Origin of the sequence: Desulfolutivibrio sp., assembly GCF_036584575.1 — a bacterium.
Taxonomy (GTDB): domain Bacteria; phylum Desulfobacterota; class Desulfovibrionia; order Desulfovibrionales; family Desulfovibrionaceae; genus Desulfolutivibrio.
In genome coordinates, this window is the sequence record NZ_JAZHDB010000198.1 from 1 (window position 1) to 13,752 (window position 13,752).

The window sequence follows — 13,752 nt, forward strand, 5'->3', positions numbered from 1 at the left end:
CTTCGATCGCCATCGTAGGCGCGCGTGGCGGCATGGGGCAACTTTTCGTGAAGCGGTGCCAGGGGGCGGGCCTGGATGTCCGGGAGCTGGACCGGCCTTTGACGCCGGAAAAAATCGCGGCGGCCGTGGGCGGCGCGGACATGGCGCTTTTGTCCGTGCCGGTCACGGTCACGGGCGACGTGGCGCGGTGCGTGGTCCCGGCCATGAAGCAGGGGGCGATATTGGCCGACGTGGGCTCGGTGAAGGTCTTGCCGGTGCAGGACATGCTGTCGGCGTACACTGGCCCGGTGGTGGGCACGCATCCGCTTTTCGGCCCCAATCCCGCCACCGGGGAAAAAACCGGCCAGGACGGGACGGCCGAGGCCCTGCGGGTGGCGGTGATGCCCGGCTGCCCGGGCCGCGACGAGGCGGCCGCGCAGGCCGTCGAACGACTTATGGAAAAATTGGGGTTCGTCGCGTTTCGCACCGACCCGCATGAGCACGACCGGGCCATGGCTTTCGTGCAGGGACTCAATTTCGTGACCACGGTGGCCTACCTGGCCGCCCAGCAAAACGCCGGGGACATCGGGAAGTTCATCACCCCGTCGTTCACGAGGCGTCTGGCCGCCGCGAAAAAGCTCATCCTGGAGGACGCCGGGCTCTTCGGGGTGCTGTTTGAGGCCAACCCGCACAGCCAGGAGGCCGTGCGCACCTATCGCAACTTCCTCAACGTGGCCGCCGGGGGCGACGTGGATCTGCTCGCCACGCGCGCCGCAGCCTGGTGGAGCCGGGAACCTTCCGCAAAGGATGCATCATGACAAACGCAATCACGTTGACGCAGCGGGGCCAAAGGCTCCCGGCCGACGTCCAGACCCCCATCAGCCTGTTTTTGGGATTGGTGGGCGAAAAACCGGGCATTCTGCTGGAGAGCGCCGAGGTGGACGGCCGCCTGGGGCGCTTCAGCGTCATCGCCTGGGATTTCCGGCTGCGGGTAGACATCCGGGACGGGCGGCTGCGGGTGCATGCCAAGGACACGCGTCTGGCCGAACTGGAGGAGCTGTCCGGCGCCCCGTTCGTGGACGGCCTGCGGGAGCTGACCCGGCGCCTGACGATCCTGCCGCCGCAGGAATTCGCCGACCTGCCGCCCATCTCCCGCGCCCTGTGCGGCTATTTCGGCTACGGCGCGGCCGGGATCTTCGAACCCAAGCTGGCCCCGGACCTGCCGCCGGGAAAGGCCGAGGCCTGTCTGGTGCTGCCGGGCAAGGTGGTGGTCTTCGACCATCTCAAGCACTGCTGCTCGTACCTGACCCTGGACGAGGGCGGCCGGGCCAGGCTCGATATCGACCATTCAAACATCTACCACGCCATGGAGCGGCCGGTGCTGGGCGCGGTGACCGCCTCTCCGGGCCAAGAGGGCTACATGGCCGCCGTGTCCACGGCCAAGGACATGATCCGGGCCGGGGAGTGCATCCAGGTGGTCTTGTCCACACGGTTTTCCGCGCCCTTTTCCGGCAACCCCTTCGTGGTCTACCGGCGCCTTCGGCAGGTGAACCCTTCGCCGTACATGTTTTTCATGCGCCTGCCCCGGATGACCCTGCTCGGCTCCTCGCCGGAACTTTTGGTGCGCTGCCAGGACGGGGCCCTGACCACCTGCCCCATCGCCGGAACCCGGCCGCGCGGCGCCACTCCGGCCGAGGACGCGGCGCTGGCCGCCGAGCTTCTGGCCGACCCCAAGGAACGGGCCGAGCACGTCATGCTGGTGGACCTGGGGAGAAATGACCTGGGCCGCATCGCCGCCCCGGGCACGGTCAAAGTGGAGAAGTTCATGGAGGTGGAGCAGTTCTCCCACGTCATGCACATCGTGTCCTACGTGACCGCAAAGCTCAAAAGCGGCCTGGACGCCCTGGACGTGTTGGCCTCCACCTTCCCGGCCGGGACCGTGTCCGGCGCGCCCAAGGTGCGGGCCATGCAGATCATCGCCGAGCTGGAAAAGACCCCGCGCGGTCCCTACGCCGGGTCCATCGGCTGGATCGGCCTGGACCCGGGCCGGGTGGACCTGGACACCGGCATCACCATCCGCAGCCTGTGGATTCGCGACGGCATGCTGTCCTGGCAGGCGGGCGCGGGCATCGTCTACGATTCGGACCCGGCCAGGGAATGGACGGAATGTCAAAACAAGGCCCGGGTGCTGGCCGAGGTCCTGGCATCCAAGGAGGGCGGCGATGTTTTTACTTATTGATAACTTCGACTCCTTCACCTTCAACGTGGTGCAGGCCTTCCAGATGCTCGGCAAAGACCCCGAGGTCAGAAAAAACGACGATCCCTCCATCCTGGAGCTGGCCGCCTCGGGCACGCTCGACATGGTGTGCATCTCGCCCGGCCCCAGCACCCCGGAAAACGCCGGGCTGTGCCTGAAGTTTTTAGAAAGGCTCCCCAAGGAAGTCCCGGTGTTGGGCATCTGCCTGGGGCACCAGATTCTGGGGCATTTCGCGGGCGCGCCGGTCGTGGTGGCGGACAGGATCATGCACGGCAAGACGTCCATGGTGACCCACCGCGAGACCGGGCTGTTCGCCGGGCTGCCCAACCCCTTCGAGTGCTGCCGCTACCATTCGCTTCTGGTCAAGGCCGCCCGGGCGGCGGAGCGGCTCGAAATCACGGCCTGGACCGAGGAGAACGAGGTCATGGGGCTTTCCTGGCGGGGGCGGCCCTGGGTGGGGGTGCAGTTTCATCCCGAGTCGGTCTTCACCCCGGACGGCATGAAGCTTCTGGCCAATTTTCCGGAGAACATCCTCCCTCAGGGAGCGGGCCGCTAACGGCCACGAAAAAGGAGACACGCGATGGACAAATTCGTTGAAGCGCTGGAACTTCTGGCCGTGGGCAAAAACCTCCCCGAGGACTTGGCCATGACCGCCTTCCGCTCCATGTACAGCGGCGAGATGCCCAATTCCTGCGTGGGCGCCTTTCTCATGGGACTTAAAACCAAGGGCGAATCCGCCGTGGAGATCGCCGCCGGGGTCAACGCCGCCCTGGAAGAGGCCCGGCTCGTTCCCGGCCTGACGGGCGACCGCATCGACACCTGCGGCACGGGCGGCGACAACACCTGCTCGTTTAACTGCTCCACCGCCGTGGCCCTGTACCTCGCGGCCATGGGGCACAAGGTGGTCAAGCACGGCAACCGGGCCGTATCCAGCGCCTGCGGCTCGGCCGACGCCGTGGAGGCCCTGGGCTTCGACCTCGTCGTGGAGCCGGGCGCGGTCAAGGCGTCGCTTGACGCCACAAACTTCGTCTTCCTCTTCGCCCCCAGCTACCACCCGGCGTTCAAGCGCATCGGCCCCATCCGCAAGGAGCTGGGCGCGCGCACCCTGTTTAACCTCATGGGGCCGCTCTTAAACCCCGCCCGGCCCACACACCAGATCCTCGGCGTGCCCACCTCGCGCCACGTGCCGCTTATGGCCGAGGTGCTGGCCCTGACCGGCCTCAGCCGCGGCGTGGTGGTGCACGGCGCGGGCGGCTTCGACGAACTGACCCCTTTCGGCCCGGCCGACGTCTGCTACGTGCGCGACGGCTGGCTCAAGCGCGACCGCATCGACCCGGCCGATTTCGGCTTCCCGGCGCACAAGCCCGGCGACGTGGTGGTCTCCGGCCGCGACGAGGCCGTGGACACCCTGCGTGGCCTTTTGGCCGGGGTCGGCCCCCGGGCCATGCTGGACATGCTGGCCCTAAACCTCGGCGCGGCCCTGCATCTGCTCGAAGACCTGGCCATGGACAAGGCCATGGACAAGGCCCGGGAGGCCGTGGCCGCCGGGCTTGCCGCCAAGGCCTTCGGAGAGGCCCATGCTTGAGAAGTTTCGCGCCGCCAAGCGGCCCGAGATCGAAAAACTCATGGCCCTGGCCGAGTCCGGCGGCCTGCCGCCGCCGCTGGCCGCCCCCCGGCCGTCCTTTTCCGGGGCCATCCTGGCCAGGGCCGTGTCCGGAAAACGCGCTGCGGTCATCGCCGAATACAAACGGGCCTCGCCCTCCAAGGGCGACATCAACCTGGGGCTTTCCCCGGCCGACGTGGCCCGGGTCTACGCGGACAACGGCGCGGCCTGCATCTCCGTCTTGACCGAGGAGGCCTATTTCAAGGGCAGCCTCGACTACCTGGACGAGATCGCCAAGGCTGCGCCCGGCATGCCGCTTCTGCGCAAGGACTTCCTCGTGCATCCCCTCCAGGTGGCCCAGACCGCCGCCCATCCGGCTGCGGCCCTGCTTCTGATCGTGCGCATGCTCGACGACACGGCCCTGGCGGACATGCTGCGGGTGACCTACGACCTGGGCCTTGAGGCCGTGGTGGAGGTCTTCGACGAAAAAGACCTGGACCGGGCCGAAGTGCATGGCGCGCACATCATCCAGGTCAACAACCGCGACCTGGACACGCTTGCCGTGGACCTCGGCGTGTCCGAACGCCTGGCGACGCGCAAGCGTCCGGGCCGCATCTGGATCTCCGCCAGCGGCATCTCGCATCCCGACCAGGCCGCCCGCATGGCGCAGCTCGGCTTCGACGCCGTACTGGTCGGCACATCCATCATGGCCGGGGCCGACCCTGGCCGAACCCTGGCCGGATTGGTCCAGGCTCAGGCCCACAAGGAGGGCGCATGATCTCCCTGACGCCCTTTTTTAAAGTCTGCGGGCTGACGCAGCCAGACGACGTCACCGCCTGTCTGGCCGCAGGCGCCGCCATGACCGGATTCATCTTCGCGGCCAAAAGCCCGCGCCGCATCACCCCCGAACAGGCCCTCGGCCTGCCGCGCGGCGACGCCTACCGGGTGGGCGTCTTCGTGGAGCAGGACGTAGCCGAGGTTGTGCGCATCATGGAGGCCGCCGAACTCGATCTGGCCCAGCTCCACGGCCGCCACAACGAGGCCTTCTGCCGCGCCGTCGGCCCCGAGCGGGTGATAAAGACCCTGTGGCCGGAAAAGCTCGGCTCCAAAGAGGCCATCCAAAAGGCCATGGACCGCTTCGCCGAGTCCTGCGCCTTTTTCCTGCTCGACGCCGGAACCTCCGGCGGCGGCCACGGCCGGTCCATGGACTTTTCCCTGGTGGCGGGGCTTGAGCCGCCGCAACCCTGGCTGCTGGCCGGGGGGCTTGGGCTGCACAACATGGAGGCCGCCCTGGATACGGCCGCGCCCACGGGCCTGGACCTCAATTCGGGACTGGAAACATCCCCCGGCGTCAAGGACCACGCCGCCGTCGCCCAGGCCGGGGCCATCCTGGCCAGACGATGGCCGCAAGGCGGCCAAAAAATGGAGTGACGGGAAGAGGGGGAGCCTCCGGCGGCCAGGGAGGGAACTTTTTGAAAAAAGTTTCCCCCCTGGACCCCCCTTCCAAAACGTTCGGCGGAGGGAAGCGGGTTTGCCTAACACACTGAGAAAGGGTGCTTAACACGCCATGAACAAAAGCTATTTTGGAGACTTCGGCGGCCAGTTCGTTCCCGAACTGCTCATGCCGCCGCTTCTGGAGATCGAAGAGGCCATGGAGAAGATCATCCCCACCACGGCCTTTCAGGCCGAGTTGGCCGCGCTTTTGGCCGACTACGTGGGGCGGCCCTCGCCGCTGTATCTGTGCCCGAATTTATCGAAACGGCTGGGGATACATTTGTGGCTGAAACGAGAGGACCTAAACCATACCGGCGCGCACAAGATCAACAACACCATGGGCCAGGGCCTTCTGACCAAGTACATGGGCAAATCGGTGCTGCTGGCCGAGACGGGCGCCGGGCAGCACGGCGTGGCCACGGCCACGGCGGCGGCCATGCTGGGGCTGCGCTGCACGGTCTACATGGGGGCCGAAGACGTTCGCCGCCAGTCCCACAACGTGCGCCGCATGCACCTTCTGGGCGCCCAGGTGGTGCCCGTGCAGTCCGGCACCAAGACCCTCAAGGACGCCATCAACGCCGCGCTACGGGTCTGGATAGCCGACCAGGAGACCACCCACTACTGCTTCGGCACGGCCGCTGGCCCCCACCCCTTCCCCACCCTGGTGCGCCTGTTCCAGTCCATCATCAGCCGCGAGGCCAAGGCCCAATTCCAGGAGAAGATCGGGAAGCTGCCGGACTACGTGGTGGCCTGCGTGGGCGGCGGCTCCAACGCCATCGGCATGTTTCACGAGTTCGTGCCGCACCGCGAGGTCACGCTCATCGGGGTCGAGGCCGCCGGGACCGGCCAGCCGGGCTGCTACCATTCCGCGCCCCTGTCCCTGGGACGCCCGGGCGTGCTGCACGGGGCCGTGAGCATGCTGCTTCAGACCGAGGACGGCCAGATCATGCCGTCGCACTCCATCGCCCCGGGCCTGGACTATCCCGGCGTCGGCCCGGAGCACGCCCACCTGCAGAAAACCGGCCGCGCCCGTTACGACACCGTCAACGACACCGGCGCGCTTCGGGCCTTTTCGGCCCTTTGCCGCGAGGAAGGCATCATCCCGGCCCTGGAAAGCTGCCACGCCGTGGCCTGGGTGCTGGAGCACGCCCACGAACTGCCGCCGGGCTGCCATGTGGCCGTGTGCCTGTCCGGCCGGGGCGACAAGGATCTGGGGATCATCGAGGAATATCTGGAGAAAGGGGGGACGTTGTGAGCCAGTCGATTCTGACGCAACGCATCCGGGAGGCCAACGCCCGGGGCAAAAAGGCGCTCATCCCGTTTCTGCCCGGCGGATTTCCGGACAAGGAACGGTTTTTCACGGAACTGGACCAGCTTGACGCGGCCGGCGCGGACATCATCGAGATCGGGGTGCCCTTTTCCGATCCCGTGGCCGACGGCCCCACCGTGGAGCAGGCCTCGCTGGACTGCCTCATAAACGGAACCTGCCTGTCCTGGATTCTGTACGAACTGGCCAAGCGCAAGGGGCGGTATCGGGCGGCGCTGGTGCTCATGGGCTACTACAACCCGTTTTTGCAGTACGGCCTGGACAAGCTCGGCGAGGACATGAGCGACGCCGGGGTGTCGGGCTGCATCGTGCCGGACCTGCCGCTGGAGGAATCCGGGCCCCTGCGCGAGGCGCTTTTGGCGCATGGCGTGGATGTGATCTGCCTGGTGGGGCTCAATACGCCCGTGGAGCGCATGCGGGCCTATGCCAAGACCGCCCGGGGGTTCGTCTATTTCGTGTCGGTCTTGGGGACCACGGGGGTGCGCGAGAGCCTGCCCGAGAAGATCAAAGCGCGCCTGGCCGACGTGAAAAAGGTGTTCGATCTGCCCGTGGCCCTGGGGTTCGGCATCAAGACCCCGCAGCAACTGGCCCAGTTCGGGGACTTGATCGACGCGGCGGTGTTCGGCAGCGCGCTGATCGACCATATCCGCGCCGGGGGCGATTCGGCGTCGTTTATGGCCCGTTGGGCCTGATCCCGCTTCGCGGCAAAGCATGCATGAAAAAGGGCGTCCCGGCCGGGGTTGGTCGGGACGCCCTGTTTATTGACACAATAGCCAGCCCTGAATATAAAAAAAGTTATATCCCACTCGCCGGAGTTCTCCATGTGGATTTTCTTCCCTGACCAAAACTCAAAAGTCGGCAGTGACGCTTCATCTCAAAATGCCGAAACACCTATTCTGAATACTTCATGGACTGGTTCAATCACTCCCCCCAGCGCGTCCGGGGAAACTTGGAATTTTGAAGTCATCCGGCATACTGATGCAAGAAATATCTACAATGAACAACCATTCCGAGACCATAAAACTGTTGTTGGCCTACTAGATTATCAGACACCTTGCACATTGATATATCCTACGGCGCTGAATACACATCCTGGCTCATTCGGAATAAATTATATATATCCTCGAGTTATCCTTAAAGGCACATTCCAAGCACTACTAACAAACATCCCGGTTGACAATTTTGAAGAAGATCAATTTATATCACTGGAAATGAATTCCTTGTCTTTTTTATCTTGGTATGGTGCTCCAGCTATCTTACCAGAATATGATTACGAAACCCAAGCGGCGTGTATCAAATCTACTGAAAGCACGGAATATAAATTCGACATTCAACATATCGGAAAGGCAACATGTAGCGCCGGGAATTCTCTCAGCACTGCGCATATTTCTGGGACAATAAAATCATCTGCAAGACTCTTACTTGCATTTCCAAATCCCGTAAATCTCAAAACAATCATAAAGTATTGTATCGGACTTGACAGTCTATTTTGCGTTCTTATTGGCCACCAAACAAAACGATCAACATTCAATGTTTGCATAAACAAAACATATACTATGGATAACCATGAATATGAATTCTGCGGAGAACTAAATATTGGTGGAGGGCATTGGAAGTCAGAAGAATATCAACACTTTGCCATGTGCTTACACCACAATGGATTTGGAGGTGGAACAATTGATGTCATCCTAAACAAATATTTCAGTGACCAAGAAAATATTTCTCAAAGAATCTCCACAATTGGATATTGCAAGTTTGTCTCAAAAAATCTAGTTGATAAATTTAAAGTACTCCTACCAGTCTTGGAGCAGTGTCTTGAAAAAAAATACACAAGCATGGATGAGCTATCCTTTATCAACACAAAAAATGAATTTTTTGAATGGATCGATTCCGCACGATCTGCCTCTATACAAGAATTTGCAAAGAAGCATGTTACTATAAAAGAGAAAAAATCACCTTCATTAAAAATACTTCTTCAAAGAGCGATCACTGATATCAATTGCTATGGGTTTTCCATTGACATAAAAATGGCAGATAAGATCTCAAAGAGGAGAAACTTATTATTCCACTCCGCCATAAAATTTCGCGAAGAAGACGTCATGAACTTTCACAGTGAATACCGTATTGCCATCGCAATCCTAACTCTCATCACTTTTACTGACCTTGGGATCAATATTAGCTGCTTGAAGAAAAAATGTACCTGCTGACATAGTATTCTCAAACATTACCATGCTCTTGCGTATTAAAACAAATACACAGACAAAAGCCATGACCGATCTTCACGATGCCATCCTCGAAATGGCCGAAGGGCTCTACAACGCCGGAGGCATGGACAAGATCACCTTGCGCCAGATCAAAATGCTTTGCGTTCCCGAAGCAAAGCAATACAGCGCCGAGCAGATCAAGGCCATCCGCACGAAGACGAAGACCAGCCGGACGGTTTTCGCCACATTTTTGAATGTGAAGCCCTCCACTGTCGAACATTGGGAGCGCGGCCTGAAAAAGCCCAGCGGGCCGTCCCTGCGCCTGCTCGACGTGGTGGATCGAAAGGGGATCGAGGCCCTGTGCTGAGCGCCTGCCGAGGAATCGACACGGACCCCCCTCCTGCATTGCCTCTTTCCCTTTCTTTTTGCACCCCCGCAAGGGCGCCCTGGTGAGCCTCGTCTACCCGGACTACCGCTTTGACCTGCCACGCACAAACGCCCTCTCTCCACGAAAAATAGCGCCCCGACCGTTCACCAGCCGGGGCGCTTTTCGATTGCTCGAAAGAGAAAAAGATCGTCAGTCGCAGCGGTGCCGGTTGCAGGCCCCTTCCTTGATGAAGATGACGCTCTCGGCGATGTTCGAGCACTGGTCGCACACCCTTTTGAGGGCATGGGCCACAAAGCACATCTGCACCGCCCGCTCCACCGTGCGCGACTCGGCGATCATATATTCGTTCATTTCCTTGAAAATCTTGATGTTCAGCTCCAGCGCATCCTCGCTGTCCACGCACAACTCCCGGGCCAGGTCCGCGTCCAGGTCGGCAAAGGCCTTGGCCGCCTTGCGCATGGACTCCCGGGCGAACCCGAAAAGCTCCTCCACCAGCATGCTGCGCGGCAGGGGCTGCCGGTCCAGGATGCCCAGGGCCCGGGCCGCGATGCCCGCCGCCTCGTCGCCGATGCGCTCGATGCCCACCACCATGCGCATGCAGCCCACAATGAACCGCAGATCCTTGGCCACGGGCTGGTTCAGCGCCAGAAGCCGCAAAATCTCGGCGTCGATGGCGCATTCCAGGGCGTTAATGTCCTCGTCGCCGTCAATGACCTCCCGGGCCACGACCTCGTCGCGGTCCAAGAGCGCCTTCCGGGATTGATGCACGGCCTCCCGGGCGTTATGAAAGATGGTCAGGACATCGACCTTGAGCTTTTCCAGATCATGCTGAAAAGAGGTATCCACGCGCTTTGTCTCCCGCGCCCCGGTTCCTGCGTCCGCCTCGACCGGGCGCTCAACGCGGCCCCTGCCAAAGGCATACAGGCCACCACTGTGATGGAACGACGCTACCTGCCGCGCGTGACGATTTGATGAACTTGACGACCGGCCGGGCCGACCCACGGCAAAATTCCCGTCGCCGGGATCACAGGGAGATGGTCCGGGAACACACCCGGGACAGGAGTGCTGCGTCGTGGCTGATGATCACCATGCCCACGCCGCGTTCCCGGCAATGGTCCATGACCGTGCGCCAGAGGCGGGCCTGGGTCAGGGCGTCGAGCATGACCGTCATCTCGTCGGCCACCAGATAGCGGGTCTTTGGCCCCAGCGCCCGGGCCACCACGATGCGTTGCAGTTCGCCGCCGCTTAATTCATGGGGATAGCGGCCGAGCCAGCCGGGCGCGATGCCCAGGGCGTCCAGCAGGGCCTCGGGCGGCGACCAGGCCTCGCGCAGGGTGCGGGAAAGGGGCCAGCGGGGATTGACGGCCAGTTCCGGATGCTGGTGGATGCACTGCACCGGGGAATATCCCTGCCGGGGCAGCGGCGCGCCGTCCACAAAAACCGCTCCGGCCTCGGGCTCCAGATATCCGCCCAGGATGTTGCCCAGGGTGGTCTTGCCCGCGCCGCTTGGCCCGAAAAGCCCCACGGCCTCGCCCGGGGCCACCGTCAGATCCACTTCGCGCACCACCCAGGGACCGTTTTGGCCATGGCGATGCCCCACGCCCCGGGCCTCAAGCATGGCGGCACCTCACGAAATCGCGCCCGAAATGGCGCTTGGGCGGGAACATGCCGACGCAGGCCGCATCGGCCCGGGCGCACCGCCGCACATACGGGCAGCCGTCCGCATGGCCGTCGTCCACGTTGGCCGCTCCGCCCGAACCGCCCGACCCGGCAAGCCCGGGCGATCCGGCAGGCCCGGCCGCGCGGTCGGGACCGGGATCGAACCCGTGGTCGGGAAGCGCCCGCCACATGTCGCGGCTGTAGGGATGGCGCAGGGCCTCGGGGTGGCCGTTGAAACTCCCGGCTGGCGCACCCTCCACCGTGGTTCCGGACAAAAACACGGCCACCCGGTCGGCCACGGGCACAACCGCCGACAGGTCGTGGGAGATGACCATGACCGAGCGGCCCTCATCGGCCAACTGCCGCAAAAAGGCCATGGACTGTTCGGAGGCCTCCCTGTCCAGGCCGGTGGTGGGCTCGTCGGCCACGATCAGGTCGGCCCGGCCCACGGTGGCCGTGGCCGTCAGCACCCGCCGGGCCATGCCCCCCGAGACCTGGAAGGGAAAAAGGGCCTGCACGGCCGGGGCCAGCCCGTACCGGGAAAAGGCCGCGTCCGTGATCCCAGGCGCGTCGCGCCCGGCCCCCCCGCCGAGGATGGCGGCCCGGCGCACCTGGGCGCCCACGTTTTTGAGCGGATTAAGAAACCCCACGGACTGGGGCACCAGCACGATCTCCCGACCGCGCAAGGCCTTTTGCCGGGCCGGGGTCAGGGGTTCGCCCCTAAACCGGATCTCCCCGTCCACCCGGCAATTGTCCGGCAAAATGCCCAGCACCGCGTGGGCCAGAAGGCTTTTCCCCGATCCGCTGGCCCCGATCACGGCCACGATCTCCCCGGGCCCGATATCCAGGTCCAGGTGATGCACGGGCATAAGCGCCGTGCGGGCCAACCCCCGGCCGTAGCGTTCAAATCGGATGGACAGATCCGTGACCGTCAGCATGGCTATTCCTGCGAGGTTTTGGGATCGAGCAGCCGGTCCAGGTTGTATCCCAGGATGTCGAAGCACTTCACCAGACATAAAAGCGCCGCCCCGGGCAAAATCCCGAGCCACCAATAGCCCGTGGACAGATGCCGCATGGACTCGGCCAAAAGGATGCCCACGGCCGGGGTGTGCGGCGACAGGCCGACGCCCAGAAACGACAGGGCGGCCTCGTGCAGGATGGCGTGGGGAAAAAGCAGGATCAGGCCGATGCAGAACTGGGGCAGAAGATGCGGCAGCATGTGGGTGGCGGCCACGGCCAGGGGCCCCTTGCCGAACCGGCGCGCAGTCCGCACGTACAAGGCCCCGCGCAGTTGCAGCACCTCGGCCCGGATGACCCGGGTGAGCGCCGGCCAATGGGTGAGGGCCACGGCGATGACCACCCCGCGCGCCCCGCCCCCGACGGCGAAGGAGATGAGGATCAAAAGGACCATGTGCGGCACGGTCATGAAGATGTCCACCAGCCAGCTCACCACGCCGTCCGCCGCCCGGCCCAGGCTGGCCGAGGCCACGCCCAGGACGAGGGCCAGGATGGAGCTGGCCGCCGCCGCCAAAAGGCCCACCCGAAGCGACAACATCAGGCCATGCACCGTGCGGGAAAACATGTCCCGGCCCAGGGTGTCGGTGCCGAACAGATGGTGCAGGGACGGCGGCTGGTTCCTGGCCAGAAGATCGGGCTCAAGCCCGGCATCGCCCAGAAGCCAGGCCAGGACCGGGACGGCGGCGAACACCGCCAGACACGCCCCCATGGCCCACAGCCAGCGCCCCCGGCGGCTGCCAAGCCCCAGGGCGTCCGCCAGCCGGAATCCGGCGCCCCCGGGAGAACGGGGGGAAACGGGAGAAACGGCCTGGGCGGCCCTCATGCGGCCCCCCGCCATCCGATGCGCGGGTCAATGACCCGGTACAAAAGGTCGGCCACGGTGTTGCCCGTGAACACGAACACCGCGCTGACCAGGACAATGCCCAAGAGCAGCGGCACGTCGCCGCGCAGCCCGGCCTCCACCGTGGCCTGCCCCAGCCCCGGATAGGAAAAGACCTGTTCGGCCAGAATCGAGCCGCCGAAAAGCTCCCCCAGGGTGGCGAACTGGAGGGTGACGGCGGGCAGGACGACGTTTCGCAGGGCATGGTGGCGCACCACCCCCATGGTGTCCTCGCCCTGGGCCCGGGCGAACAGGGCGTAGTCCGAGCGCATGGCCTGGATCATTTTCTGGCGGGTGTGCAGGATCACGGCGCTTATGCCCACGATGGACAGGGTGGCCGCAGGCAGGGCCAGATGCCACAGCCGTTGCCACAGCGTGGCCTCCTGCGGGGTCACCCCGGGAGGAAAGGCGCAACACACGGGCGTCAGCCGCAGGGCCACGGAAAAAACCAAAAGCAGCAAAAGCCCAAGCCAGAAGGTGGGGGTCCCGGCCAGCAGATAGGCGTAAAACCGCACGGCCCGGTCGAACAGCCCGCCCTCGAAGGCCCCGGCCACGACCCCCAGGACAAAGCCGAACAGCCCCGAAAATACCCAGGCCAGGGCCATCAGCCACAGGGACATGGCGAAACGCTTGCCGATGACCGTGAGCACGGGTTCGTTGTAGATGGCCGAGACGCCGAAATCCCCGCGCAAAAGGTTCCCGGCCCAGGCCGTGAAGCGTTCAAGGGGCGGCTTGTCCAGGCCCCATCGGGCGGCGATTTTGGCCCGCTGCTCGGGGCCGACCTTCATGACGTCGGCCCCGATGTAGGCGTCCACCGGATCGATGGGCGACATGCTGACCAGGGTGAACGACAGCACCGACACGGCGGCCAGAAGCGCCGCCAGATGGATGCTACGCCGCAGGAGATAGCTGATCATACGCCACGCGCCAGGGGGGAGGCCTGC

General features: G+C 63.9%; 15 protein-coding genes. 10 read left to right on the forward strand and 5 right to left on the reverse strand.

Annotation, left to right across the window (positions count from 1 at the left end):
* From V3572_RS14110 to V3572_RS14155, 10 genes are all read left to right on the forward strand, one after another.
* Window positions 1-797: prephenate dehydrogenase/arogenate dehydrogenase family protein (locus tag V3572_RS14110; protein WP_332111655.1), on the forward strand; the 797-nt coding region annotated here is incomplete at its 5' end.
* Window positions 794-2,218 (forward strand): anthranilate synthase component I family protein, encoded by a 1,425-nt coding sequence (locus V3572_RS14115; protein ID WP_332111656.1) that lies wholly within the window; start codon window positions 794-796, stop codon window positions 2,216-2,218. The genes V3572_RS14110 and V3572_RS14115, both read left to right, overlap by 4 nt.
* On the forward strand, window positions 2,202-2,792 hold the full coding sequence (locus tag V3572_RS14120) for an anthranilate synthase component II (protein WP_332111657.1): 591 nt from the start codon (window positions 2,202-2,204) through the stop codon (window positions 2,790-2,792). The genes V3572_RS14115 and V3572_RS14120 overlap by 17 nt, the downstream gene beginning before the upstream one ends.
* A gap of 24 nt (window positions 2,793-2,816) precedes the next feature.
* Window positions 2,817-3,821, forward strand: a complete 1,005-nt coding sequence (gene trpD / locus V3572_RS14125; protein ID WP_332111658.1) for an anthranilate phosphoribosyltransferase — start codon at window positions 2,817-2,819, stop codon at window positions 3,819-3,821.
* The gene (locus V3572_RS14130; protein ID WP_332111659.1) at window positions 3,814-4,617 is read left to right on the forward strand and encodes an indole-3-glycerol phosphate synthase TrpC; all 804 of its coding nucleotides are present in this window, start codon (window positions 3,814-3,816) and stop codon (window positions 4,615-4,617) included. Before trpD ends, V3572_RS14130 begins: the two co-directional genes overlap by 8 nt.
* Window positions 4,614-5,270: a phosphoribosylanthranilate isomerase gene (locus tag V3572_RS14135; RefSeq protein WP_332111660.1), complete on the forward strand. Its 657-nt coding sequence runs from the start codon at window positions 4,614-4,616 to the stop codon at window positions 5,268-5,270. The genes V3572_RS14130 and V3572_RS14135 overlap by 4 nt, the downstream gene beginning before the upstream one ends.
* A 136-nt stretch (window positions 5,271-5,406) precedes the next feature.
* The gene (trpB, locus tag V3572_RS14140; RefSeq protein ID WP_332111661.1) at window positions 5,407-6,588 is read left to right on the forward strand and encodes a tryptophan synthase subunit beta; all 1,182 of its coding nucleotides are present in this window, start codon (window positions 5,407-5,409) and stop codon (window positions 6,586-6,588) included.
* Complete coding sequence (gene trpA, locus V3572_RS14145; protein WP_332111662.1) at window positions 6,585-7,352, forward strand: tryptophan synthase subunit alpha; 768 nt, start codon at window positions 6,585-6,587, stop codon at window positions 7,350-7,352. Before trpB ends, trpA begins: the two co-directional genes overlap by 4 nt.
* Window positions 7,353-7,481: 129 nt before the next feature.
* Window positions 7,482-8,867, forward strand: a complete 1,386-nt coding sequence (locus V3572_RS14150) for a hypothetical protein (RefSeq protein WP_332111663.1) — start codon at window positions 7,482-7,484, stop codon at window positions 8,865-8,867.
* A 61-nt stretch (window positions 8,868-8,928) separates the two neighbouring features.
* Window positions 8,929-9,231, forward strand: coding sequence for a helix-turn-helix domain-containing protein (locus V3572_RS14155; protein WP_332111664.1), 303 nt, complete (start codon window positions 8,929-8,931; stop codon window positions 9,229-9,231).
* A gap of 210 nt (window positions 9,232-9,441) precedes the next feature.
* On the opposite strand, the gene phoU is transcribed toward V3572_RS14155, so the two are convergent.
* The 5 genes from phoU to V3572_RS14180 form a co-directional block, all read right to left on the reverse strand.
* Window positions 9,442-10,098, reverse strand: a complete 657-nt coding sequence (gene phoU, locus V3572_RS14160; RefSeq protein ID WP_332111665.1) for a phosphate signaling complex protein PhoU — start codon at window positions 10,096-10,098, stop codon at window positions 9,442-9,444.
* A 178-nt stretch (window positions 10,099-10,276) separates the two neighbouring features.
* Window positions 10,277-10,870, reverse strand: a complete 594-nt coding sequence (locus V3572_RS14165; RefSeq protein WP_332111666.1) for an ABC transporter ATP-binding protein — start codon at window positions 10,868-10,870, stop codon at window positions 10,277-10,279.
* On the reverse strand, window positions 10,863-11,849 hold the full coding sequence (locus V3572_RS14170) for an ABC transporter ATP-binding protein (protein WP_332111667.1): 987 nt from the start codon (window positions 11,847-11,849) through the stop codon (window positions 10,863-10,865). The genes V3572_RS14165 and V3572_RS14170 overlap by 8 nt, the downstream gene beginning before the upstream one ends.
* A gap of 2 nt (window positions 11,850-11,851) precedes the next feature.
* Window positions 11,852-12,751: an ABC transporter permease gene (locus tag V3572_RS14175; RefSeq protein WP_332111668.1), complete on the reverse strand. Its 900-nt coding sequence runs from the start codon at window positions 12,749-12,751 to the stop codon at window positions 11,852-11,854.
* The coding region (locus V3572_RS14180) for an ABC transporter permease (protein ID WP_332111669.1) at window positions 12,748-13,752 on the reverse strand (1,005 nt) is incomplete at its 5' end. The genes V3572_RS14180 and V3572_RS14175, both read right to left, overlap by 4 nt.